This is a genomic window from Tellurirhabdus rosea, from assembly GCF_026278345.1.
Lineage (GTDB): Bacteria > Bacteroidota > Bacteroidia > Cytophagales > Spirosomataceae > Tellurirhabdus > Tellurirhabdus rosea.
On record NZ_CP111085.1, the window covers coordinates 4,837,861 to 4,861,348 of the forward strand.

Annotated in this window: 19 protein-coding genes; 3 read left to right on the plus strand and 16 right to left on the minus strand. The window is 57.8% G+C overall.

The genetic code is table 11. The features are described from left to right. Positions 1-115 precede the first annotated feature (115 nt). The 3 genes from ORG26_RS20465 to ORG26_RS20475 form a co-directional block, all read right to left on the minus strand. Positions 116-709, minus strand: coding sequence for a TetR/AcrR family transcriptional regulator (locus ORG26_RS20465; RefSeq protein WP_266365128.1), 594 nt, complete (start codon positions 707-709; stop codon positions 116-118). Positions 710-913: 204 nt separating this feature from the next. Continuing rightward, positions 914-1,654, minus strand: coding sequence for a class I SAM-dependent methyltransferase (locus ORG26_RS20470; RefSeq protein WP_266365129.1), 741 nt, complete (start codon positions 1,652-1,654; stop codon positions 914-916). Between the two features lie 106 nt (positions 1,655-1,760). Then, positions 1,761-2,231: a redoxin domain-containing protein gene (locus tag ORG26_RS20475; protein ID WP_266365131.1), complete on the minus strand. Its 471-nt coding sequence runs from the start codon at positions 2,229-2,231 to the stop codon at positions 1,761-1,763. A 122-nt stretch (positions 2,232-2,353) separates the two neighbouring features. Here ORG26_RS20475 and ORG26_RS20480 point away from each other — a divergent pair, with 122 nt between their 5' ends. After that, positions 2,354-3,274: an ROK family protein gene (locus ORG26_RS20480; RefSeq protein ID WP_266365133.1), complete on the plus strand. Its 921-nt coding sequence runs from the start codon at positions 2,354-2,356 to the stop codon at positions 3,272-3,274. 3 nt (positions 3,275-3,277) lie between these two features. Here ORG26_RS20480 and ORG26_RS20485 read toward each other — a convergent pair whose 3' ends face one another. From ORG26_RS20485 to ORG26_RS20510, 6 genes are all read right to left on the minus strand, one after another. Then, on the minus strand, positions 3,278-5,119 hold the full coding sequence (locus ORG26_RS20485; RefSeq protein WP_266365135.1) for a hypothetical protein: 1,842 nt from the start codon (positions 5,117-5,119) through the stop codon (positions 3,278-3,280). Between the two features lie 176 nt (positions 5,120-5,295). Further along, complete coding sequence (locus tag ORG26_RS20490; RefSeq protein WP_266365137.1) at positions 5,296-7,902, minus strand: TonB-dependent receptor; 2,607 nt, start codon at positions 7,900-7,902, stop codon at positions 5,296-5,298. Between the two features lie 133 nt (positions 7,903-8,035). Further along, positions 8,036-8,779, minus strand: a complete 744-nt coding sequence (locus ORG26_RS20495) for an SOS response-associated peptidase (protein ID WP_266365139.1) — start codon at positions 8,777-8,779, stop codon at positions 8,036-8,038. Positions 8,780-8,788: 9 nt separating this feature from the next. Continuing rightward, positions 8,789-10,132, minus strand: a complete 1,344-nt coding sequence (locus ORG26_RS20500) for a M56 family metallopeptidase (protein ID WP_266365141.1) — start codon at positions 10,130-10,132, stop codon at positions 8,789-8,791. Further along, entirely contained in the window at positions 10,129-10,500 is a 372-nt protein-coding gene (locus tag ORG26_RS20505; protein WP_266365143.1) for a BlaI/MecI/CopY family transcriptional regulator, read from the minus strand. The genes ORG26_RS20500 and ORG26_RS20505 overlap by 4 nt, the downstream gene beginning before the upstream one ends. A 140-nt stretch (positions 10,501-10,640) precedes the next feature. After that, on the minus strand, positions 10,641-11,267 hold the full coding sequence (locus ORG26_RS20510; protein WP_266365144.1) for an HAD hydrolase-like protein: 627 nt from the start codon (positions 11,265-11,267) through the stop codon (positions 10,641-10,643). Between the two features lie 145 nt (positions 11,268-11,412). On the opposite strand from ORG26_RS20510, the gene ORG26_RS20515 reads away from it, so the two are divergent. Next, complete coding sequence (locus ORG26_RS20515) at positions 11,413-11,907, plus strand: DUF4385 domain-containing protein (RefSeq protein WP_266365145.1); 495 nt, start codon at positions 11,413-11,415, stop codon at positions 11,905-11,907. Positions 11,908-12,014: 107 nt separating this feature from the next. On the opposite strand, the gene ORG26_RS20520 is transcribed toward ORG26_RS20515, so the two are convergent. From ORG26_RS20520 to ORG26_RS20550, 7 genes are all read right to left on the minus strand, one after another. After that, positions 12,015-13,580, minus strand: a complete 1,566-nt coding sequence (locus ORG26_RS20520) for a sensor histidine kinase (RefSeq protein WP_266365146.1) — start codon at positions 13,578-13,580, stop codon at positions 12,015-12,017. A 200-nt stretch (positions 13,581-13,780) separates the two neighbouring features. Further along, positions 13,781-16,048, minus strand: a complete 2,268-nt coding sequence (locus ORG26_RS20525; protein WP_266365147.1) for an NADP-dependent malic enzyme — start codon at positions 16,046-16,048, stop codon at positions 13,781-13,783. A gap of 198 nt (positions 16,049-16,246) precedes the next feature. Next, a complete protein-coding gene (locus tag ORG26_RS20530) occupies positions 16,247-16,969 on the minus strand; it encodes a hypothetical protein (protein ID WP_266365148.1) in 723 nt (240 codons plus the stop codon). 107 nt (positions 16,970-17,076) lie between these two features. Beyond that, entirely contained in the window at positions 17,077-17,943 is an 867-nt protein-coding gene (locus ORG26_RS20535) for a LytR/AlgR family response regulator transcription factor (RefSeq protein ID WP_266365149.1), read from the minus strand. Beyond that, a complete protein-coding gene (locus ORG26_RS20540) occupies positions 17,943-18,527 on the minus strand; it encodes a Uma2 family endonuclease (protein WP_266365150.1) in 585 nt (194 codons plus the stop codon). Before ORG26_RS20540 ends, ORG26_RS20535 begins: the two co-directional genes overlap by 1 nt. Before the next feature lie 134 nt (positions 18,528-18,661). Further along, complete coding sequence (locus ORG26_RS20545) at positions 18,662-19,915, minus strand: MFS transporter (protein ID WP_266365151.1); 1,254 nt, start codon at positions 19,913-19,915, stop codon at positions 18,662-18,664. A 104-nt stretch (positions 19,916-20,019) separates the two neighbouring features. Further along, complete coding sequence (locus tag ORG26_RS20550) at positions 20,020-22,116, minus strand: hypothetical protein (RefSeq protein ID WP_266365152.1); 2,097 nt, start codon at positions 22,114-22,116, stop codon at positions 20,020-20,022. 153 nt (positions 22,117-22,269) lie between these two features. On the opposite strand from ORG26_RS20550, the gene ORG26_RS20555 reads away from it, so the two are divergent. Next, the gene (locus tag ORG26_RS20555; RefSeq protein WP_266369448.1) at positions 22,270-23,403 is read left to right on the plus strand and encodes a Gfo/Idh/MocA family protein; all 1,134 of its coding nucleotides are present in this window, start codon (positions 22,270-22,272) and stop codon (positions 23,401-23,403) included. Positions 23,404-23,488: the final 85 nt, after the last annotated feature.

The following is a 23,488-nucleotide window of genomic DNA, read 5'->3' on the forward strand; positions in this document are numbered from 1 at the left end:
GGCAGGAAACGAGGACGAGCAGGCTGAGCCCAATCAGCGATGATAACCACCGGGAAGGGCAACCCGGACGGAAGCACCTTCCAGACTTGTCAGCCAGACTGCTCTCCATGCGTTTTCAGCGCAGATTGCGAACAAACCGGCGCATGGTTTCCCGGTAGATCTGCTCCGACAGGTCGATCGATTGGGCACCCTGCATCAGCATGCCCAGGGAGATAATGCCATGTGAGGTTGCCCACCATTCAAAAAAGAGCTTCTGGATGCTTTCTTTGGATTTGGGAATGAAAGAGAAGATAATTGCCCGGACAATGTCGCTGACCGCCTCCATCTCCCCGGATTCGCAGACCGGAATGTTGCAGTAGGCTCCGTTGAGGTTGTACATGACCTGGTACACTTCGGGCTGTTCGCGGGCGAAATTCCACTGAATGAGCGAAATCTCGAACAGCCGCTTTTCGGGGTCACGATACAGATTCTTGATCCGTTCGTATTCGGCCCGCAGAAACCGAAACCCTTCGTTTCGGATCTCGTTCAGCAGCACGTCTTTACTGTCAAAGTACTCGTAAACTACCGGCGCACTGTACTCGATCGCATCCGCAATCTTTCGGATGGAAACGGACTGCCATCCCTCACGTCGCGCGATTTCTTTGGCAGTGAAAAGAATCCCTTCCCGGGTATGCTCCCGGCTACGTTGTTTACGCTCAAGCGTTTCCATTTCGGTTAGGCAGCAAGTTAACAGTGTTAAATACGCCGTTAAACTACGGAAATCAGTTTTATTATTCTAACTTTTATGCTATTTTTCTTAGAAATTTTATATGTAGACGACTATTTTTCCAGAAAACCCGCTTTTTCCTGCCTAATAATTAAACATTAACATACTGACATGTAACCAGTTGGTACAGTTCTGTGTCCGGCAAATTCAGTCTGGTTTTTCGGCAATTAACAGGAGTAAGTCGTCGCCCAGCACGTATTCACTGCCGTCCAGAGAAGACCACGCTTCCGTGATGCGCAGCCCGGCTTCTTCGAAAAGGCGGCTGAGTTCGGCAAAGGTGTACAGGTAATGGCGGGCCAGCCTTTGCTCGGTTTGTCCCTCGTGCAGGTACGTCAGGTGCGACAGCACGCAGCTTTCCCGCACGTCATATTCGTTTTCCATCAGAAACGTAATGTCCTCAATCTTCATCCAGCTTCGCTCCTGAAAATCGGGCAGGACACTTTCGGCGAGCATGCCGGTTTCGGCCACGAAACGACCTCCGGGCTGCAACTGCCCGGCAATCCTCCGTAGAAAAGCCAGCATATCGGCATGCGGAAAAAAGCTGAAACTGTTGCCGACACAATAGGCCGCGTCGAAGCTGCCCGGCAGGGGAACCGTCAGAAAATCGCCGCAGCGCGCCTCCAGAATCAGGTTTTCCTGTCCGGCCGTCGCGCGCAGTTCGTCGATGGACTCGGCCGAAATGTCCACCCCCGTCACGTCGCAGCCCAGCCGGGCCAGTTCCAAGGCATGGCGGCCATAGCCGCAGAACACGTCCAGCACGCGCCGACCGGGCTGTAGCTCCAGCATTTCGTACAGAAAATCAACCTCGTGCGCCGTCTGCTCCTCGCTCTGCGCCAGTTTCCATGCCTTCTGCACCAAACCGTTGAAAAAATGGGAATACCAGGTCATGAGATGAATTGCAAATAGCGAATAGTGAATTGCGAATAGTGAATAAGCTTCGCAGAAGTAAGGATTGGCGGAGCTTATTCACTATTCGCAATTCACTATTCGCTATTCATTTTAGCGTTTGCAAAGCGGTCTGAATGGCGTCGAAGCTCGGCACTTGTCCGGCGTTTTCGAGGACTTCCGCGTGGCGGATGACGCCTTCCTTGTCCACCACAAACGCCGACCGTTTGCTGACGCCCTTCATGTTGAAGACGAAATTTTCGTACAGCGAGCCGTAGGCCGACGAAGCTTCCTTATTGAAATCAGAAAGCAGGTCGAAGGGCAGGTTCTGCTCCTGCCGGAAGCGGTCCAGCGTAAAGGGCGAATCCACCGAAATCGCGACCACGTCGGCGTTCAGATTCTGGTAAACGTGAAGATTGTCGCGCATCTCGCAGAGTTCCGTCGTGCAGACACTCGTAAAGGCCATGGGGAAGAATAAAATGACCAGGTTGCGACCTTTGAAATCGTCCAGCGAGACTTCTTTTTTGTCGGTGTTGAACAGGGTAAAAGCGGGAGCTTTGTCGCCGGGTTGTAGTGCCATGGGTTAATTTGGTTTGAAATAATCCCGATGTTTTTTTGAAGAATATCGGCCAAAAGATGGGCAATTTACATTGGAAGCCGGATTATTGCACCCGGAAACCCAAAACTTAACACCACTTTTCCATGAGAACCTATTGGGGGATTGACCTCGGCGGAACAAAAATTGAAGGAGCCGTCCTGTCGGCGCCCTCTCCGGATGCAGTGCTGGTGCGTCGGCGCCTCGACACCGAAGCGCCTAAAGGCTATCAGCACATCATCGACCAGATTGTCCGGCTCGTGAACCAGATGAAGGAAGAAACGGGCCTCGTGCCTGAGCGCATCGGTTTTGGTACCCCGGGCACGTTCGACCCGCGCCTGAAAACCATGAAAGGCAGCAACACGACCTGTCTGAACGGAATGCCGCTGCCGCAGGACCTCGAAAAAGCGCTGGGCGTGCCCGTCGCGCTGGCCAATGACGCTAACTGTTTCGCGCTGGCGGAGGCCACGCTCGGGGCGGTGCCCGAAGTGGTGCCCGATTACCGCTGCGTGTTCGGCGTTATCATGGGCACCGGCGTCGGCGGCGGACTCATCTTCCGGGGGGCAGACGGCCAGCCGTTTGTCCAGAACGGCCTGCAGGGCATCGGCGGCGAGTGGGGCCACAACATCCTCGAAGAGGGCGGCTACGACTGCTATTGCGGCAAGAAAGGCTGCAACGAACAGGTGCTGTCCGGTCCGGCGCTGCAGAAATTTTACCGCGAACAAAGTGGCGAAGACCGCAAACTGAAAGAAATCGTGGATCGGCACAAAGCCGGGATCGACCCGCATGCCACGGCTACCGTTGAACGGATGCTGGAGTATTTTGGCCGGTCGATCTCTACCCTGATCAACGTGCTGGACCCCGACGCCATCGTGCTCGGCGGCGGCGTGGGCAACGTGGACCTGCTGTATACGGAAGGCGTCGAGCGGATCAAGAAATACATCTTCAACAACGGTGTCGTGGATACCCACATTCTGCGGCCGAAGCTCGGCGACAGCGCCGGGGTTTTCGGCGCTGCCATGCTGTAGCGGCTACAGCGTCAGATGGGCGTCCGTGGGAACCAGGATGCCCATCCCATTTCTCATTTCGTACAGAAAAACCCGGTAACGTCCTGCCGGGTAGATGCCCGACCGGACCAGCGAAACAAAGCCCCGGCTCACCCAGGTGTTCGGTTTGAAAATCTGACGCAGTCCGAGGGAAGGCTGCCGCTGGATAGCCAGGGTATAATTCCGTCCCGCCTCGTTCTGAAGCACCAGGCAGGTCCCTGTTTCTTCATCGGTCAGCAGCGCCGATTGCCAGTCCTCGTTTTTCAGGCTGACCGCTCCCGGCTCCGGATGGCTCAGGGTCAGACGGACAGGCTGGCTGACCTCGTCGGTGAGGGCTTCGGCCACATGGTCCGAAAAGAACTCCGGACGGGTCCAGAGCCGATCGGCTTCCAGATCGGCCGTCGCCTGGTTGATGAAAGTCCGCCAGAATCCTTCCTGACGCTGGTACAGGCACCAGTCCTTATGAATCAGGTAGTTTGTCGAGGCCACCTTGAACGGTTCCCCGGCATTCATGACCGAACTGTGATTGACCGGAAACGCAAAGCCGAACAGGGCCAGCGACAGCGGAATCATCCCGGCCGGGAAGGCCCAGACCGCCAGGCCACCTTTCGGTTGCAACGCCTGCATGACGCGCAGGTAACAGAGGGCAGCCAGCAGCGTACTCAGATAGCGGTATCGGCTGCAAAGCATGGCATCCATCGTATCCGTACTCCGTTTGACGGCCAGCGCCACCAGCGTAATGGTCAGAAAGGCCATCGCCGTCAGGACGATTGTCTGCTCCGGGGAAGGGCGGAGTTGCCGGGCGTTTTTCCGGGATTGTAAGCTCCGCACCCAGCCGCGCAGGTCGTTCAGGGCGAAAGCGGCGATTCCGGTCAGCAGCAGCAAACCCGCCGCCGGCACCAGCGGCGACAGCCACGGCCGAAGCTGGCTGATCGGCATGATGTATGTCCCGGCCAGCGTCAGCAGACTCGGAATGGTGTTGCCGTGAAAACGGGTACTGATGGTGGAGGTATAATTCCAGAAATAAAGCACAAAAAGCGGCAGGGCCAGCAGCAGCACCGGCGCCAGATTCCGGAAGCGCTTTTGCAGAATCAGCACCATTGCCAGACAGGGAAAAACAAACAGGCCGTTGCTGTACGAGGCCGCCGCCAGAAAGGCACTCAGCAGGCCCAGGACAAAAAGTCCGGGCCGCTGTTCCGACCAGGCGGTGGCGGCAATGGCTCCGATGACAAAGAAGGTCGTGAAGAGGTAAAAGAACGAGCAGGTCGGCCAGGTAAAGAGTTCGTAGTACTGGACCGAAACGGCCAGAAACGGCACCGGCAGAAAAGCCAGCGGCGAGCCGTGGGTGCTCTTCCGAAAAATAACCGAGAGCAGCGCCAGAATCCCCGTCAGAGCCGTCAGATTACCGGCCCACGCCAGCGTTTCGTAGTTGAGTTCGCCGCCATATTCGGCTGATAGCCAGAAAATAAGCTTGGGGAGCGGCATCCGGTGCTCGGTGATGAACAGGGACTGCCACAGCACACCCAGCTTGTCGCCAAACCCCGGAGCAGCCCGAAAATCCTGAATAAAGTTGATGGTCACTTCGTAATCATCCAGCTGCGGGATGTTGCTGACCCCGTACCGGTTCAGGTACGCAACCAGCAGGGCAAGCGGTACCAGACAAAGGACGAAATAAGCCGTATAATGGGTCGATACGTCGGGCAGAAGTTCCCGCTGTGTCCGGGGCAGGGAAGGAGCCGGGTAGGTGGGCGCTGGATAGGCGGGAGCCGGCACAAAGGCCAGTCTGTTCGGCAGAGGCCGACGGGGTTTTATCGGGTCGTTTTTCATCGTAGAGTCGGTGAAAAACGAGCAAATATGATTCCAGAAAAGGCATTTTGGGAGAATAAATGACTGTTTTATCAGACATTCATCCGGCGAGTTCTGGTAGTCAGAAAGGTAGGCCATAAAAAAAGTGCCGACGTCTCCGCAGAGCGTCGGCACCTGAATGGCAAAATCGGGAACGGTTAGTTGCGGGGGCGTCCCTGGGCCGGAGCCTGCTGCTGCTGGCCGCCGCCATCTCCGCCGCCTTCGCCGTCCTTCACGTCGTCGTTGGTAACCGAGCGGCGCCGACGCGGCTGGTCGAAGCTCATCTTGCCGAACCGGTAGCTGAAGTTGAACCGGACGCCGGCGTTGTAGAGACTCGTGACGCTGTTCTGGGACAAAATCGGCGAGGTGAACTCGGAACGCACGCGGAACGGGTTGTTCAGGAAGTTCTCCCCGGCCAGCCCGAAGCTGCCCCGCTTGTTGTTGAAATCTTTTTTAACGCCGAAGCTATAGAAGGCAAATCCGCCCTGTTCGCCCTGCAACTGCACCTGCCGACCGCGGGCGAAGACGAAGCCCGAAACGCCCCAGCCGTTCTTGACGGTCAGGTTGGTGAACAGGCGACCCGAAACCACCCAGCCGGAGTTGGACGCCCGGTAAATCGGGTTCGGGCTGTTGTTGGTCAGGAAGGCGTTGTAGACGTCGAAGCCGCCGCCGATCTGCCACTTGGAGAACAGCGTTGCGTTGGCAAAAATGTTGGCCCCGTAGGCGTTTTCCTGCCCGATGTTGAGGTAGGTCGTCCGGATGGCCTGCTGCAGCACCGGGTTGGCCACGTTACCGGCCGACTGCGTGATCGTGTCCCGCACGCTGGTGATGGAGTTGCTGGTCAGGCGGGCAAAGAGCGTCGCATTGACGTAAAACGCCTTGATCGAGCCGCTGGTGCTGAATTCGAAGTTGTCCGTCAGTTCGGGGCGCAGCAGCGGGTTTCCTTCGGTGATGTTCAGCGAGTTGGCCGCGTTGACGTTCGGGTTCAGAAACTGAATGCCCGGGCGCTGCAAACGGCGGTTATATGCCAGTTTCAGCGTTTTGCCCTTCTTCAGCGTTTTGGAAATGTTGATGCTGGGGACCAGATTGCCGTAATCCGGAATGTCGAGCGGTGCCCCGCCCACCTCGCGCTGGAACGCGGCGTTGATGAACGTGTACTCGTAACGGGCTCCCGCCTTGACGGTGTACTTGTTTTTGGTGCTGTAGGTGTAGGAAGCGTACGCCGACGTGATGTTCTGGTCGTAGTCGAGCACGTTGGCCGGGCGGCGCTGGTCTTCCTGGAAATTGTCGTTGTTGCCGTTGGTGAAAAGGTATTTGAAATTGCTCTGAACCTGACGGAAAATGCCTTTCGCCCCGTATTCCAGCTGCTGGTTGCTTTTGATCGGCGTCTGGTAATCCAGCTGGATGGTGGTCTCCTGGTTGTAGCTCCGGTTGTCGTTTTTCTGCCGGGACGTGATCGTTTCGTAATCGGTTCCGTTCAGGATGTCGGCAATGAAGTTGTTCGTCCGGTTGTTGCGACTGTACTGACCCGAGGCCGTAAACTCCTGCTGGGGCTTGTAGGTACGGGTGTAACTCACGTTGGCATCTACGGTCCGCGAAAAGTCGTCGATGTTCACGTCCCGCGAGCCGACAAACGACAACGCGTTGTTGGTAAACGTCCGCGTCAGCAGGTTATCCTGAAACGTATTGCCGTTGCGCAGACCGAACCGCAGGCTGGCCGTCAGGGCGCTGTTTTTGGAAATATCGTAGTCCCAGCTCAGGTTGTACTGGCCAAATAGGCCCCGGTTGAGCGTGTTGGAGGTTTGCAGGGTTGTGGTCGGTATGCCGCGCTGCTGGGTGCGCTGCTCGTTTTCGAAAGCGCCCCGCACGTTGTAGTTGGCCCGCCCGAAACCGCCGAGGTTAAAGCCCATCTTGCCCGTCCGCAGACTGCCGTTCAGGCCGAGGTTCGCGCCGCGGTTGCCCACCCCGGCGTCCACGTTGAGCGTCGCGCCCTGGAGGGTGTTTTTCTTCGTGATGATGTTGATGATGCCCGCCGAACCTTCTGCGTCGTATTTGGCCGAAGGCGAGGTGATGACCTCTACCGACTTGATCATGTCCGCCGGAATCTGCTTCAGGGCGTCGGCGACGGACGAGGCGACGATGGTCGAGGGTTTGTTGTTGATCAGCACCAGCACGTTCTGGCTGCCCCGGAGGCTGACGTTCCCGTCGAGGTCCACCGAGAGCATCGGCACTTTGCGCATCACGTCGGTAGCGTCGCCGCCCCGGTTGGTGATGTCTTTTTCGGCATTGTAAACGATCCGGTCGACTTTCTCCTCCACCATCGCCGCCTGACCCGTAACGGTCACTTCCTGCAGCGTCCGGATGTCCGGCGAGATGGTTACGTTGCCCAGATTGATGTCGGCACCGCGCTGAATCGTCACCGGCCCAACCTCTTTGACCCGGTAGCCGATGAACGTAAACTGAACCCGGTACTCGCCGTTGGCCAGTTTGGAAAGGGTGAACCGGCCCTTGTCGTCGGTCGTCGTTCCGTCGATGGGCTTTTTGGTTTTCGGATCGATCAGGGCGACGGTCGCAAATTCTACCGGCTTGCTGCTGGTCGAATCGACGAGCGTTCCGGTGATCTTGCCGTTGCCCCGCGGGGCGTTATCGTTGGCCGTTCCGGGAATGGCCGCCGGGGGGCGATTGCCGGACGGGGGACCGCCCATCGGAAACTGGGCGTAAGCAGACAGGGAGCAAAGGGATAGCAGTAAGAAGAGATTTCTCATGAGTGGTTAAGAAAAACGCATCAAAAGTACGCGGATGTCCTCAACCAATGACTGTTAAAACATGGAAAAGGTTTTGACAAAGGGCAAACGGTCATTACCGGGTTCAGGCGGCAATTTTCTTTTTGCCAGCGGGTCAGCGAAAAAGGTCCGGTTCGCCGGCCAGTTCGGGGTAGGAAGCTGGCTCCATTACTTCCGGGACGTCGCTGGATTCGCTCCGCGAAGTAATCCGTTTGCTGATGGAATAGCTGTGCAGCCGTTCGGCCGGGTAAAGCGTGTGGGTCAACTGCTGCACGTCTTCCGGCGTCAGCTCGTCGTGCAGCCAGGCGTGTTCGGCTTCGGGCGTGAGCAGGGCGGGCATGCGCTGTTTGGTGTTGTGAATGCGCGCCAGCAGCGGGTTGGCTTCGGTCGTCAGCAGGCTGAAGGTCGGAATGATCTCGCCCGTGCTGGTGTCCGTCCATTCGTCCCAGATGCCCGCCACGGAGACAATGGGCTGCTCGGTGGAGGTGATGTAAAACGGGTATTTTTTGCTTTTCAGCGTATGCCACTCGTAAAAGCCCGTCAGCGGAATGAGGCAGCGCCGCCCGGACGAGATCGATTGCCGAAACGACGGTTTCTCGAAAAGCGTCTCGGATTTGGCGTTCAGGGTCCGGGCGCGCAGCTCGTCGATGTTGTCTCCGGCTTTCGCCCAGCGCGGAATCAGGCCCCAGGAAAACAACTGGAGTTTGCCCGGTTCCTGCCGCGTCACCACCGGCCAGGCCGGAAACTCGAAGGCGTTGGCGTGGAAGCTGGGTCGGTATTTGTCCTTCTGCGGAAACGCGGCGTCGTAGCGCTTTTCCAGCTGTGGAGCATCGGCGGAAAGGGAGGCGTGGTAGCACATGGGGTTGCGTCAGCGGGTTTTGGTAGGCGGCACAAGCACCAGGAACGGAGACTGCTCTCGTTCTTTGCGGTAAGCTGTGTAAGCCGCCTGTGTCATTAAATCAACCTGAAAATAATGCTTTCCGTAGTTGATTGCATTCTTTTCCAATTTACTGACCGAATAGTTATCAAAATCGGCCGGGCGGAAATCGTTGAGGCGGCTGTTGGGCACGCGCTTCCCGTCGATCCACAGACCGAACTTCCGGCTGTTTTTCCAGTCGCTGAGCTGGGCTTCGGTCGGGCGCTGGCGCGGCAGCGGCGGTATCAACCGCACCCACGGTTTCTCCTGCGCGGACAGTTCCGAAAACTTCTTTCTCTCCACATTCACGCCCGGCAGGGCTACCAGCTTGTCGCCGTACAGGCGTTCCATTTTCTGGACATCCGTTTCGGAGGAGGGCCGGGGCTGCACCGCCTTTACCCGCGGCGGAGTCTGGGGTGTCTGAGCGGCGGTGCGGATACCCAGCAGGAGGAGCATGCCGCCAAAAAGAAAGGCGGCGGCGGTCGAAAGGAGTCCGGCCTTGGGGCGGGAAGTGGTTTTGGTCATCATCAGAAAACGCTGTTTGGTTGTTCCAAAAGAAAAGGTGCTGCTCAGGGCCATCCCCGGAGTGAGGGTCAGCTTGCTGAGGAGCAGTTGCTGGTACTGCGTACGGGCGCCATGCGTCTTGTTCACGGCTTCGTCCGCCAGAAATTCGTGGTTCAGCTGCATGGCCTGTTTCATCCACCCGAGCACCGGATGGAAGGGGGCCAGGCACCGCAGGAATTCGATCAGAAGCACGTCCAGGGAATGCCGCTGCCGGACGTGGGCCAGTTCGTGCGTAAACAGTTCGGGCTCAATTTCGCCCCGGCGGTAAGCGGTTTCCGACACGAACAGGTAATGAAGAAACGTGTACGGCAACGTGGCTTCCGGCAGCAGAACCAGGGTGGCCCTGCCGTACGCCTGCCGGGGATTTGTCGCAATCTGTCGGCCCAGCAGGTAAAGATTCCGGCCGAAGCGCAGCAGCATTACCGCCGTCACTGAGCCGTACAGCCACCACCAAAAGGGAACTTCAACCCCGTCCGGAGCGGGGGATGCGGACTTCGCCGGAAGTTCGGTCAGGGTTTGCAGACCCGTAATTCCCCGGCCGACCAGCGTGGACGCCTGTTCGGGATGGAGCGAAAAATCGAGAGGCAAGACCGGGGCCAGCAGCGAAAAAAACAGACTTCCGAGCAGATACGCGCGTTTGAACCGGGGCATCCGTTCGTTTTCCAGCCAGCCTTTGTAAAATCCGAACGCCGCCAGCAGGCAAAGCGAGGAGGAGAGCAGGTAGAGAATCATGGTTTTTTCCGTTTCAGTTCGTCCTCAATGACTTGCTTCAACTCTTCCAGTTCGCTGGCCGACAGGTCGGTTTCGGTGGCAAAGAACGAAGCAAACTGCGCCGCCGAGTTGCCGAAGAAGTTGCGGATCAGGTGGTTGACGTGCCGGGAAAAATAGGCTTGCCGGGTAATGAGCGGGTAATATTCTCGGGAGTTGCCGTATTCGCGGTAGCCGATCACGCCCTTGTCGAGCATGCGCTTGAGCAGGGTAGCCACGGTCGTAGCCGCCGGTTTCGGGTCGTCGTAGGCATCCAGCAGGTCTTTCATGAAGGCGCGCTCGCGACTCCAGAGGTGCTGCATCAGGGTCTCTTCCGCCGGTGAAAGTTTCATTCTATATCTGTAGGTGTGTTTCTACAAATGTAGAATAAAGGGATTTGAAAAAGCAAGCGGTCGGTCAAATAAAAATTTAACGGTCAGGAGGTTAGCCTCTTTGCCGGTCCGGAAGGCAGAAGCGGGCGTTGCCGGGGGGCTTATTTCCGCAGGAATTGCAGCAGTTCGGCGGGGGAATCGACCAGCGCCTGCGGCATTTCCGGTCCGAGGCTGTCCTTCCGGTCGTAGCCCCAGCTGACCCAGACCACGGCTACCGTATTCCGGTGGCAGGCGACAATGTCGCGCTGTTCGTCGCCGACGTAAAGCAGTTCGGACGGTTTAAGGCCGTGGTGGTTCATGAACTTCCGGATCACGCGGTCTTTTCCAAAAATATTCTGGGAGCAATAAATGTCCTGAATGGAGTCGATGCCGTGGGTGCGCAGAAAATCCCGGATGATCGGCTCGGAATTGGACGAAATGATCGCCAGCCGGTACCCTTCCGCCGTCAGGCTTTCCAGCAGCTCGCGGATGCCGTGAATCAGGGTAACGTTCGGCAGCATGGCGCGGTAGGCCGCCAGAAACTGCGGGGCAATAAACGGAATCTTGTAAAACGGGATTTTCAGAAAATCAAAGCGCTGCCGGATGGGTAGTTTGCGCAGTTCCTCCACGTTGTCGGCGTCAATTTTCCGGAAACGGTGCTTCTCGGCCACCTGGTTGTAGGCTCTGGCAAAAACCTCTTTTGAATCAGCCAGCGTGCCATCGAAGTCGAAGGCAATGAACTTGTACATGGGCTAAAATTTACGGTGAACGTTCGGCCGGTGCTGCCGCGCTTCCGCGCAAGAACGCATTTTTCCGCGAATCTTCCCGGCGAGACCCGCATCGGCCCGAAAACCATCGCCCCGAACGGACAGTTTCTGAAAAAAAAGTAACGTTATGCCCCGCGAACCGTTTGACTATTCGCTTGACTACCGCAAGCTGGACCTGCGCCGCCACCCCGAACTGTACCGGGTTGGCAAGGGGGAGCAGGGCGTGTTGCTGATCCAGCCTTACAAGTCGGAAATCCTGCCGTTCTGGCGGTTCAAAACGCCCGAAATCGCCCGGGAGTCCTCCGAAAAGATCTACCAGCTGTTTCTGGACTATAAAGCCAAAGGCGATTTTGTCGGGATGGACATGGCCCGTAAGTTCCTCCAGATGGGCGTGACGCGCTCCCGCCGCTACGCCAACCACCGAACGGGACAGAAATACGACGGCCCCGTTCCGGACGACCAGAAAGGCCGCAGCGGAGCCCACGGCCGCGAAACACTACCCCTGGACGCCGACCCGGTCAAGGCCGAAAGCGCCGCCATCTTCCGCGAAAAGTACCTTCAGGCCCGCGAAGACCCGGACTACCAGCGCATGCGCAAAGAATGGCAGGAGACGTATGGTTGAAAATTAAAAGTTAAAAGTTAAAAGTTAAAAAGTGGTCCGCCGTTGTGGTAAGCTCGGCTGATTCAGGTCTCTGACTCGGCGGAGCCTTTACTTTTAACTTTTAATTTTTAACTCCCACTGGCCGGCAGGCAGACGCAGAACGTCGAGCCTTCGCCTTTCTGGCTCGTTACCCAGAGGAAGCCGTGGTGGTTTTCCACGACTTTCCGGCAGATGGCCAGTCCGATGCCGGTGCCGCTGTATTCCTGCCGCCCGTGCAGGCGCTGAAAGAGCTGGAAAATCCGTTCGAGGTACTGTTCATCAATGCCGATGCCGTTGTCGGTGATGCTGATTTTGTAAAAAAGCTGGCCGGATTTGGGCAGCCTCGGCTCCTGCCGGAAGCTCACCCGCTCCTCGGTCGTAAGGGTCACCACCGGCAGAACACCGGGCCTGACAAACTTCAACGCGTTGGAAATCAGGTTCTGGAAAAGCTGTCGGAACTGCATCCGGTCGCCGGGCAGGGTCGGCAAAGCGGCAACGTCTACGCGGGCGTTCTTTTCCCGAATCATGAAATCCAGGTCAGTCAGCACTTCCTGAACGAGGGTGTTGAGGTCAACCGGGGCGAGGGTGCGCTGAATGAGCGTCACCCGGGAGTAAGCCAGCAAATCCTGAATCAGCACCGTCATGCGCTCGGCGGCCGACTGCATGCGGCGGATGACGTCCTGCCCGTCCGCGTTCAGCTCCGGACCGTAGCGATTGGCCAGAATATCGCCGAACGCCTGAATTTTCCGCAGCGGTTCCTGCAAATCGTGGGACGCCACATACGCAAACTGCTGCAGGCTTTCGTTGGACTGCCGGAGCGCCGCGTTGGTCGCTTCGAGCTGGAACTGGTACCGGCGCAGGGCCGTAATGTCGATGATGCCGATGATCAGGCCGTCGCCGAACTTGTTGGCGCTGTATTCCAGCGACATGCCGTATTCAGGATAATCTTTGGAGAAACGGGTTGAAGTGCCGCTCTCCACCACCTCGATCATCTGCTGAAAAATCCCGTTTTCCCGCGTGTGCGGCATTAGTTGCAGGTGGGTGAGACTTTTCATTTTCTCTTCCGTCATGCCCGGCCAACGGGATTCCGGGAACAGGGCCAGCGTGGCGGGGTTGGTGAGCGTAATCCGGAAATCGACGATAGCGCCGCTTTCATCCCGGATGGCGTCAAAGGCCGAAAGGCTGTGGAGGGAGTTTTTCAGCACGCCGTCGAGCAGGTCGGCCTGCTGCTGGGCCTGTATCTGAGCGATTTTGCGGGAGGTGATGTCGTACGAAACGAGCAGAAAACCGTCTTTGAACTTCGAGCACGAAACATCAAACCATCTGTCCAGATGGTGGTAGTAACGTTCCTCCCGCGTGTCTATTCCGGAATCGACCAGCTCTTTGTATTTCCTGAAAAGGCCGGGAAACGTTTCATCCGGAAAGCGCGTGCGCAGGCTCAGCCGGTGGTTGTCTTCCGCACTCACCGTGGTCAGGTCCTGATACGCCTGATTGAAAAAAACAGTCTCAAAATCGGTGATTTCTCCGTTTTGATCCCGAACACTGGAGTAAGCAATGACGGCGCAGGGCGTAGTCTGCAGAAGCTGCCGGAAATACAGCGCCTGTTGGTCAAGGGGGAGATTGTCAAGTAAGTCTCCGGATGGGAATGGAGTCATGAGTAAATGAACGCAAAAGTCCAAATTACAAAAAGCCTCCCAATAAGGGTCACTTACATATGAGAAAGTTAGCCAAAAGGCATTTAGAGTTAAGAATTAAGAGTTAAAAGTTAAAAGTAAGCTCCGCTTAAGCAGGAAATCTGTTCAAGCGGAGCTTACTTTTAACTTTTAACTCTTAATTCTTAACTCTTAACTCTTAATTATTTCCCTTGTGCTTCGACGACGGCGATGGCTACCATGTTGACGATTTCGCGTTCGGAGGAGCCGAGCTGGAGTACGTGAACGGGTTTGCGGAGGCCGAGCAGGATCGGGCCGATGGCGTCAAACCCGGCGGCTTCGGACATCAGGTTGTAGGCGATGTTGGAGGCCGACAGGTTCGGGAAAATCAGCGTGTTGGCGCCTTCGTCCACGAGTTTGCTGAACGGGTGGTTCTGCCGCAGCAGTTCGGTGTTGAACGCCAGGTGGGCCTGAATTTCGCCGTCCACGATCATATCCGGGTGTTTCTGCTGGAGAATCTCGACGGCGCGGTTCATCTTCTCGCCGTCTTCGCCCTTGGCACTGCCGAAGTTTGAGTACGTCACCAGCGCAATCCGGGGTTTGATGTTGAACCGCTCGACCGCCCGGGCCGTGATCTCCGTGATCTCGACGATTTCCTCGGCTGTCGGGTTGAAGTTGACCGTCGTGTCCGAGAAGAACAGCGGGCCGCGTTTGGTCAGCAGGATGTACATCCCGGCCACTTTTTTGACACCGGGCTCTTTCCCGATGATCTGCAGCGCCGGGCGGATCGTATCCGGATAGCTGCGGGTCAGGCCCGAAATGAGGGCGTCGGCTTCGCCCGTTTCCACCATCATCGCCCCGAAGTAATTCCGGTAGTACATCAGCTTGCGGGCTTCGGTCGCGTTCACGCCTTTGCGCTTGCGTTTGCCGTAAAACAGCTCCGCAAAGCGATCCACCAGCCCCGACTGTTCCGGCGAGCGCGGGTCCAGGATGGGAATATCGCCCAGGTCCAGTTTCGCGTCCCGGATGATGGCCTGAATCTTGGCCTGTTCGCCGAGCAGGATCGGGAAGGCAATGCCTTCGTCGCGGACCTGCTGGGCAGCTTTCAGCACTTTCAGGTTTTCGGCGTCGGCAAAAACCACGCGCTTCGGGCTGGATTTGGCCTTGTTCAGAATCACCCGCGAAATCTGGTTGTCCTGGCCCAGTCGGCGGGCCAGTTGCAGTTCGTAGGCTTCCCAGTCGGTAATCGGCTGTTTGGCGACCCCGGAATCCATGGCGGCTTTTGCCACCGCCGGAGCGACCGTCACCAGCAGACGCGGGTCTACGGGCTTGGGAATGATGTAGTTGCGACCAAACATCAGGTTCGCCTCGCCGTAGGCCAGATTGACAATGTCGGGAACAGGTTTCTTCGCCAGATCGGCCAGAGCGTGCACCGCCGCCAGCTTCATGGCTTCGTTGATTTCGGTGGCCCGCACGTCCAGCGCTCCCCGGAAAATGAAGGGGAAGCCCAGCACGTTGTTCACCTGGTTCGGGTAGTCCGAACGGCCCGTAGCCATGATGATATCCTCGCGGGCGGCCACGGCCTCGGGGTACGAGATTTCCGGCGTCGGGTTGGCCATCGCAAACACAATCGCGTGGTCGGCCATCGAGCGGACCATGTCCTGACTAACCACGTTTCCTTTCGAAAGGCCGATAAAGACATCGGCCCCGACGAGGGCTTCTTCCAGCGTGTTCAGGTCGCGGGAGGTGGCAAAAAGGGCTTTACGCTCGTCGAGGTCCGTCCGGCTGGCGCGGATGACGCCTTTGGAGTCGCACATCACCACGTTTTCGACCGAGGCACCGAGGGAGACGTACAGCTTCGTGCAGGAAATCGCCGAGGCACCCGCCCCGTTGACGACGATCTTGACGTCTGCGATATTTTTCCCGACCAGTTCGAGCGCGTTCAGCAGGGCGGCGGCGGAGATAATGGCCGTACCGTGCTGGTCGTCGTGCATGACGGGAATATTCAGTTCTTTCTTCAGCCGTTCTTCGATTTCGAAGCATTCCGGCGCTTTGATGTCTTCGAGGTTGACGCCGCCGAAGGTCGGTTCCAGAATCTTGACGGTCCGGACAAATTCATCGACATTTTTGGTATTCAGTTCAATATCAAATACATCGATATCGGCGTAAATCTTGAACAGCAGTCCTTTGCCTTCCATGACCGGCTTACCGGCTTCCGGGCCGATGTCGCCCAGCCCGAGGACGGCCGTACCGTTCGAAATAACGGCGACGAGGTTGCCTTTGGCGGTGTATTTATAAACGTCCTCGACGTTGGCCGCAATTTCCAGACAGGGTTCGGCAACCCCCGGCGAGTAGGCCAGCGTCAGGTCGCGCTGCGTATTGGTTTCTTTGGTAGGAATGACTTCAATTTTACCCGGACGCCCCTTCGCGTGGTATTCGAGGGCGTCTTCCCGGCGGATTTTTTTCTCCATACGGTGCTTAGATGAGTTTGGGCCGCAAGGTAAGGAAAAAAAGACTTGGGAATGAGCGGCATTTAGCCAATTTCGGGCGGTCAAAAACCTTGAAAATTTTTCCGGAATTCTGATTTTCAGCCGTGTGTTCTGGCAAAAGCACATTCCGGCAAAGGAAAAGCCCGGCCACGGCCTGACCGGGTTTGTGATTATTCGGATCTAAAAATTACCCGCTGGGAAGCGCCGCCTGAACAGCTGTCGCAGGGCCGCGAGGTGCCCCAGCAGGACCAGCGGCACGATGAAGCCCGGCAGCCAGATAAACGGGAATTTCAGCACGCCGACATTCGGCTGCTCGAAGGCCCACTGCTGAAGCGGCGTCGGGGCGGCCAGAATCGCCCGGAAGACAATGTTGCCCAGCAAAGCGGTGCCGAGCAGGTGCCAGATCCGCAGCCATTTTCCCGACCGATGCCGGGCCAGCCCGGCCACAACGGGAGCCGTCAGACCCACCAGAATGTCCGGATTGCTGCCTCCGAATGTCATCAGCTCCGGAACCTGTTTCTCCAGCATCAACCCGTAAAGCGTCAGTTCTACCGGCAGCCGGACCGTGTGGAGGGCCGTCAGGAAAGGCAGCGGCAGGCCGTCGTAGAACCGCCGTCCGGCGGGAGTCAGCAGGGCGCCGAGGCCCAGCGCGACGGGCGGAAGAACCGCCACCACGAAGCTGGGCGGAGAGGTGGTCGTTGGCAGGAAAAAGTCCCGTCCGGCGAGGAGCCCCAGCAAACCCAGCCAGACCAGCATACCGGCCAGAATACGGGCCGCCTGTCCGGGCTGCATCCGCCGGAGACCCGCGTACACGGCGGCGACGAGCAGCGCCGTGGTGAGAAAAAAAAAGAGCGCCAGCGGCAGGCTGGGCTGGGTGTAGAGGTGCGTCAGATTCGGTGTCATGAGTCGGTTGTGTTGTGGACCTGACGCAAAGGAAAAAGGGAATATGCCCGTTGAAAAGCTGAAAAAGGGGTTTTTCAACGAATGGTATCGGTTTTGGGGATGAATGGTCAGGCGGGCAGGGCCTGGGCAAGCCACTTTTTCAGTTCCGCGCTCCGGTACCGGCTGACTGCCACCGGTTCGGTCCGATGCTGGCGGTTCAGGGCGGGGGCTAGGTGGACGGTGAGCTTGCGGTTGACCTCCTCATCTACCGACCGGATGGCGTGGAGACCGGCGATGTACTGCCGATTGAGCTGAAAGAAAAGGGTCTCGGGCAGGAGGTCCGCCAGCCCGGAGAAAGCCTTGTAATGGGTGGTGATCTGCTGCCCGTCGCTTTTGACGAGCAGCACGACCCCGCTGCTCGAATAGAAGTAAGCAATCTCTTCGGGACGGAGCAGCAGGGTCCGGTTGCCGGTTTCGAGCAGAATGCGGTCGGCGGCGGGCCGGGGCGGATGGGCCGTCAGTTGCGCGTTGAGCGCCCCGGCGGTTTCCTGCTGCTGGAAGTAGATGGTTTTGAGCAGGTATAAGCCGATAAAAATGCCGTTGATGAGGGTGGCAATCGTGGCGCAGACAACCAGACCCGTAGCGAGCAGGGTCGGAGAGGGCCAACGACCCGTATACAGCCGAATGGCATTTGGAAAGACGACAAGGAAGGTCAGCAGTGTCAGGGAGCCGCCCAGCAGTCCCTGCCAGCCAAGGCGGCGAACGGGGTTTTTGTGAAACGGCAGTCGCCGGTCGAGTCGCTGAAACAGCCACGCATTGACCTGCCAGCAGCTGAGCATTACCGTAGCCACGGTCAGAAACCAGGGCAGCGGAAAACGGTAGCCGGGCTGCCACGGAAACTGCCGCTCAAACACGACATGGGCCGCCAGCAGCGCGGCCAGCGGAACGGCCACGAGCCGGAAAAACAGGTGCTGTCGCTGTGAAAGCGGAAACATCAGGCGGGTAAGAGGTTCTCCGTGTCGGCGTACAAATCGGACATGTTCAACGTCAGGCCGATGCATTCCAGCCGGATTTGGCCGTCCGGGGAATCGGCTTCGGAAGCGATATACCAGAAGCCGTTTTCATTCTTCCGAAAGACCTCCGCCCTAACTTTCTGCGAATCGAGCAGCACGTATTCGTGAAGCGTTTCCAGGGCGCGGTATAATTTGAATTTTTCGCCGCGGTCGTAGCTTTCGGTACTCGGGGAAAGGATTTCCGCAATCAGAACGGGGTTCGTAACGGTATCACTTCGAATGTCGGAGTAGCGGTTCTGGCCGCAGATGACCATGTAGTCCGGATAGGTGTACAGGCCATTTTCGCGCACCAGTAACCGCTGGCCGCTGGAGAAGCCCCGGCACGATTTGCCGCGTAAATGCAGGAAAGTCAACCCGGAGAGATTCTCTTTTACCCGGTTGTGATTAGGCGTTGCGCCGGCCATCATGAAAATTTCTCCCCTGAAGTACTCGCTTTTGTACTCCGACTGTCGTTCCTGCTCCAGGTATTGCTCGGGCGTGTAATAGGTTTTGGGAGGAGCGCTCATCCGAAAATCATTTTCCCCAAATATACAGCAATGAAATAAAAAGAAAACCCCGCCGGTTTGGCGGGGTTTGTACCCCGGAACGCCGTTCCGGGGAGATTTTATCAATAGCTCATCGGCGCGTTACCGACTGCATATTAAAGCTGCGGCTGCTGGGCCAGCGCTTTCTCGTCCACGCGACCGGCCTTGCGGTTGCGCATCCAGAAGAACAGCAGCGTAAAGGCAACAATAAGAATGAGCGGGAAAGACGTCATTTTCATCAGCGTTGCCTGTCCAGCGGCCAGCTCAAGGGCATCGCCTGTCAGGCCGGACGTCGCTTTCTCAGCCCGCTCGGCATCGATCCAGCCACCGATGATCGGCTGGAAGATGGACGTTGAGAACATTCCTACGCCACCAATGATCGACATACCCAGAGCACCGCTGGCCGGAATCCGCTCGGCGACGAAACCAACCATCGTGGGCCAGAAGTAGCAAACGCCCAGTGCAAAGAACACCGCGGCCACGTAGGCCATCGCGCCGGTCTGGGTGCTGAAGAGGTAAATACCGAGAGCCGCGAAAACAGCCCCGCCCAGCAGAACGCCCGTCTGGTCGAGCCGGTGGATGATAGGGCCGCCGAAGAAGCGGCCAATCGCCATCAGGCCGGTGGTCAGAGCCAGAATCCACATGGGCTGCGCGCCGCTTTTGGCCATAATCAGACCCACCCACTGCTGCGGACCGAACTCACTGATGGCGGTCAGGGCCATGCAGCAGAACATAAACAGGTACAGCGGGCTCAACATCGCCTTGAAGTTGCTGGAGAGGGACGTAGAAGCCGCCATTTTAGCCGTCGGGAAGGTTTGTCCGAAGAACAGGAAGGCATAGATCAGCGTCGGAATCAGGATGACCCAGATCTGAGCCTGCCAGGGCAGACCGGCCTTGGTCATGAAATCCGAGATAAGGCTACCGATGACAATCCCGCCCGGGAACCACATGTGGAAGCGGTTAAGCATCTTGTTCATCTTCTCCCCGGAATACATATCGGCGATCATCGGGTTACAGGCCGCTTCGGTACAGCCGTTACCAATCCCGATGAACAGCGTGGAAATGAGCAGGGTCGAGTAGCCGCCGGCGTAGATGGTCAGCAGAATGCCAAGGGCGTGGCAGAGAAATGCCACCTGCATGATGATTTTAGGCCCTACCGAGTAGTACACCAGCCCACCGATAATCATGGAAATGGGAAACCCAACGAACCACATGGAGTTGATAAAACCCAATTGCTCGGCCGAAAGCCCGAAGGACGTGCCTAGCTGCGGCAGAATCCCCGCCCGGATACTAAACGAGAAGGCCGTCGTGATAAGCGCAAAGCAGCTTGCGTTAAAGAGCCGGCTTTGATTTACCTGGAGTGTTGTCATGAGTGTTAGGAGAAGGGTTTTGATTAAACGTAAAAGCCTGTTGGCATTCGATATTTAACGATGCGATTTGTGCAAATTTTTCAAAATATATGGAAATAAACAACCTAACGCCGAAAATCGGCCGGAACGCGGAGGTTGCCCGGGACTTTTTCGCGCAGATCGCCCCGCCATATACGCCCCGCATCGCCCAGGTCCCGGAAGGCGCAGTACACGTCGCGGGCTCGCAAGCCCCGGAAGTTGTCCGGTAACTGCCAGCGCACGGCGGCGGCGTCGCGGCCGGTCAGCACAATTGGATAGGCGGCCGACTGGGCCTTTCCGTTGTTCACAAAGATGCGGAGCGTGGTTCTTTCGTTGTCCCGCTGCGCCGGAAACCAGCCGGTGATGGCCAGGCAGGGCTTGCCGGTTTTGGCGTCTGTGTACAGCTTGCCAAAAACCAGCGGCTTCTGGTGGAAATGTTCGCCCTCGATGCTGTTGCGCTCGACGTAGGCGTGTTTGAAAAACAGCCATTCGCCATCGGCATCATACGCATCGCGGACCAGACTCATGCGGTGGGCCGCTTTCAGAAACGCTTCCCGACTGCCCGAACCGGGAATTTCGGAGTCCGGGGCCGGGTCGGTCTGCCCAGGCTGCGGCTCCGACGGAAATGACCAGTGCAGGTAATACCGGCCGAGAAACATCTTCAGCAGCCCCAGCCCTTCGAGCATCCAGCCGGGCACGGGCCGGTAATTGTACGGATTGTTAACCGTCAGTTCGGAGATAAACACCCCCAGTTCCTGCGTGTGGCGCTCCCAGGTGGCCAGTTCAATGCCTTTGTAGCGGGCGGCGCGGCTGTCGGTCCGTTCGGGGTACTGGTTGCCGTTGAGGTGCCAGAGCATCGCCTGAATCTTGCCGAAGGTGCCGTAGGTCTCATGCAGCATGTGTTCGGCCTCGCCTTCGCTGATGGGGTAGGTCCGCCCGGCGAAGCGGTACGGTTGCGTAGCCCGGCTGATGACCGGGCGCCCGTTCTGCATCACGACCCGATCCCGGCTGTCCCGCTGGAAAAAATCGCTCTGCAAGGGCCAGACGCACTTGACGTAGCTGTCCATCGAAATCGCGCCCCGGCTGGTCCGCAGGCTTTCAAAAAGCCCTTCGTTCAGGGGCGAGAACGCGGGCGGATACCCCGTGTAATAGCCCGGAAGGCCGTTTTTGTACTGACTGAAAAGATCGAACCGGACGTCGAAACTCCAGATGCCGTAGGTGATCCAGACAGGTGCGTAGGGCGGCCGGTTGCGGTCCTGGCGATACGCGTTCATCAGGCCTTTCTGCACATTTCCGGCCACGAAACCGACTTCGCGCATCCAGTCGCCATGCCGTTCTTTTCCGCCTTCAATGTCCAGAATGAGGTATTTCCAGGGCGGATTAGCCTCGGCCCGCCATTGCCCGTAGAGGTCGCGGCCGACTTCCATCAGGGTCTGTTCGTTGTCCGGAAACATGGGCTCATTGGTCACGACGCTGGCCACGTCGGCCGGAATGGGTCGTTTCAGGAACTCAAACGAAGACTTGCCGGCCCAGGCCGCCGCCTGCCGCCGGACTTCCAGCGGAAGATGGGTCTGGGCCGAAACGGCCGCCGCGTTGTAAAGCGGACCGCCGTAAATAATCCAGTGCTGGGTTGGGCCGCTCGCGCCCGGCACGCCCGACCGGACGGTGCCGCTGGTCAACAGACCCCGGCTCTGGTGCAGGGCGTACGGCGTGTTTGGGTAGGTGGGACCGAAATAAAGCAGTTTCTGCCGTCCGGTCTGGATGGGCGGAAAGCGGCCCACCAGAAAAGCGGCCTCGGCATTCTGCTCAGTCAGCCGGTACTGGTTGTCGGCCTGCCGGGGAAACTTCCGGAGCGGCGCCAGCGGCAGGCGCGGGGCAGTTTCGGTCGTAAAACGGCGGCCCCGGCTGTCGGCCCCGGACAGTTTTGGGTCATTTCCCTGCCCTTTGGCAAACAATTCATCGGCGGCAGGCGGGCGGGCCGTGTCCGGTTCGGCGGGTACGCTGAAGCTCCGGGCGTCGGAAGGGCCGTTGGAGGTGGAGCCGGAAAGGGAAACGGACTTGAGTCCGAAGTGGTTGATTTTCTTATAATTACGGCTGGCAAAGTAAAGCGCCGGGATAGCAGACAGCAGCAGGAGCAGGATGAGGGTTTTCCGGAAGGTACGGGGCATACGGGTGGCTGACATAGGATACGTACTGGGGACGCGCTTATTTGGGCGATACGAATTAATGCTTTAATTTTCCCGCCACAATAACAGCCTTTCTGTGGTAGAAGTCCACTTTTTCTGACTTAAACGATTATAAACCCTAAATCCACCATGGTTCACAGAAAATTGCGAATGGGCATGGTCGGCGGCGGACTGGATGCCTTCATCGGCGCCGTTCATCGCCGGGCCGCTGCCTTCGACAACGAAATTGAACTTGTCTGTGGCGTCTTTAGCCAGTCGCCCGAAAAATCAAAAGCTGCCGGCCACGCGTTTTACCTGCCCGAAGACCGGGTCTACGCTAGTTTTGAAGAGATGATTCAGCGGGAGAAGGAGCTGCCCGAGGACGTTCGCATGGATTTTATCTCCATCGTGACGCCCAACCACATGCACTTCCCGCCCGCCAAAATGGCCCTCGAAAACGGTTTCCACGTCATCTGCGACAAGCCCATGACGCTGAATCTGGAAGAAGCCAGAGAACTGGCCGAAATCGTGAAGAAGTCCGGGCTGGTGTTTGGCCTGACGCACAACTATACCGGCTATCCGATGGTGAAGGAAGCCCGCGACATGGTTCGCAGTGGCAAACTGGGAGCCATCCGGAAGGTGGTCGTGGAATATCCGCAGGGCTGGCTGTCGAAGTTCGAAGAAGGCAACGATTACAAACAGGCCATCTGGCGGACCGACCCGACCAAATCGGGCGCGGCGGGCTGTATGGGCGACATCGGCACGCACGCCGAAAACCTGGCCGAATACATCACCGGCCTCAAAATCAGCGAACTCTGCGCCGACCTGACGACCTTCGTGCCGGGCCGCCAGCTCGACGACGATGGGAACGTGCTCCTCCGTTTCGACAATGGCGCGAAGGGCGTGCTGCACGCTTCCCAGATTTCGAACGGGGAAGAAAACTCCCTCAAAATCTTTGTCTACGGCGAACTGGGCGGTCTGGAGTGGCACCAGATGGAGCCGAACACGCTCAAGTTCAAGTCGCAGGAAGACCAGCGGATCATCCGGCCGAAGGTAAATGCGCTCTCGGCCGCGGCCAACGCCCATGTCCGGGTACCGGCCGGTCACCCCGAAGGCTTTTTCGAGGCGTTTGCCAACATCTACCGCAACTTCGCCTTCGCCGTGAAAGCGCACATGAACGGCCAGCAGCCCGACCCGCTGTACGATTTCCCCGGCGTGGAAGACGGCGTCCGCGGCCTCGCATTCATCGACACCGTAATCACCTCCAGCCAGTCGGATGAGAAGTGGACGAAGTTTATTCATTAAGTGATTGAGTGAATGAGTGATTGAGCGACTACGCCGCTCTTACATTTAGTGAAGCTATTACCCAATTCGCAAGGCCACTCAATCG

What these genes read in the sequence shown, in the direction of transcription:
- ORG26_RS20490 (WP_266365137.1), bottom strand. Translation starts at nt 7,902, where the DNA reads ATGAGAAATCTCTTCTTACTGCTATCCCTTTGCTCCCTGTCTGCTTAC.
- ORG26_RS20480 (WP_266365133.1), top strand. Translation starts at nt 2,354, where the DNA reads ATGAGAACCTATTGGGGGATTGACCTCGGCGGAACAAAAATTGAAGGA.
- ORG26_RS20515 (WP_266365145.1), top strand. Translation starts at nt 11,413, where the DNA reads ATGCCCCGCGAACCGTTTGACTATTCGCTTGACTACCGCAAGCTGGAC.
- ORG26_RS20500 (WP_266365141.1), bottom strand. Translation starts at nt 10,132, where the DNA reads ATGATTCTCTACCTGCTCTCCTCCTCGCTTTGCCTGCTGGCGGCGTTC.
- ORG26_RS20495 (WP_266365139.1), bottom strand. Translation starts at nt 8,779, where the DNA reads ATGTGCTACCACGCCTCCCTTTCCGCCGATGCTCCACAGCTGGAAAAG.
- ORG26_RS20485 (WP_266365135.1), bottom strand. Translation starts at nt 5,119, where the DNA reads ATGAAAAACGACCCGATAAAACCCCGTCGGCCTCTGCCGAACAGACTG.
- ORG26_RS20530 (WP_266365148.1), bottom strand. Translation starts at nt 16,969, where the DNA reads ATGACACCGAATCTGACGCACCTCTACACCCAGCCCAGCCTGCCGCTG.
- ORG26_RS20510 (WP_266365144.1), bottom strand. Translation starts at nt 11,267, where the DNA reads ATGTACAAGTTCATTGCCTTCGACTTCGATGGCACGCTGGCTGATTCA.
- ORG26_RS20465 (WP_266365128.1), bottom strand. Translation starts at nt 709, where the DNA reads ATGGAAACGCTTGAGCGTAAACAACGTAGCCGGGAGCATACCCGGGAA.
- ORG26_RS20550 (WP_266365152.1), bottom strand. Translation starts at nt 22,116, where the DNA reads ATGTCAGCCACCCGTATGCCCCGTACCTTCCGGAAAACCCTCATCCTG.
- ORG26_RS20505 (WP_266365143.1), bottom strand. Translation starts at nt 10,500, where the DNA reads ATGAAACTTTCACCGGCGGAAGAGACCCTGATGCAGCACCTCTGGAGT.
- ORG26_RS20545 (WP_266365151.1), bottom strand. Translation starts at nt 19,915, where the DNA reads ATGACAACACTCCAGGTAAATCAAAGCCGGCTCTTTAACGCAAGCTGC.
- ORG26_RS20525 (WP_266365147.1), bottom strand. Translation starts at nt 16,048, where the DNA reads ATGGAGAAAAAAATCCGCCGGGAAGACGCCCTCGAATACCACGCGAAG.
- ORG26_RS20520 (WP_266365146.1), bottom strand. Translation starts at nt 13,580, where the DNA reads ATGACTCCATTCCCATCCGGAGACTTACTTGACAATCTCCCCCTTGAC.
- ORG26_RS20470 (WP_266365129.1), bottom strand. Translation starts at nt 1,654, where the DNA reads ATGACCTGGTATTCCCATTTTTTCAACGGTTTGGTGCAGAAGGCATGG.
- ORG26_RS20555 (WP_266369448.1), top strand. Translation starts at nt 22,270, where the DNA reads ATGGGCATGGTCGGCGGCGGACTGGATGCCTTCATCGGCGCCGTTCAT.
- ORG26_RS20475 (WP_266365131.1), bottom strand. Translation starts at nt 2,231, where the DNA reads ATGGCACTACAACCCGGCGACAAAGCTCCCGCTTTTACCCTGTTCAAC.
- ORG26_RS20535 (WP_266365149.1), bottom strand. Translation starts at nt 17,943, where the DNA reads ATGTTTCCGCTTTCACAGCGACAGCACCTGTTTTTCCGGCTCGTGGCC.
- ORG26_RS20540 (WP_266365150.1), bottom strand. Translation starts at nt 18,527, where the DNA reads ATGAGCGCTCCTCCCAAAACCTATTACACGCCCGAGCAATACCTGGAG.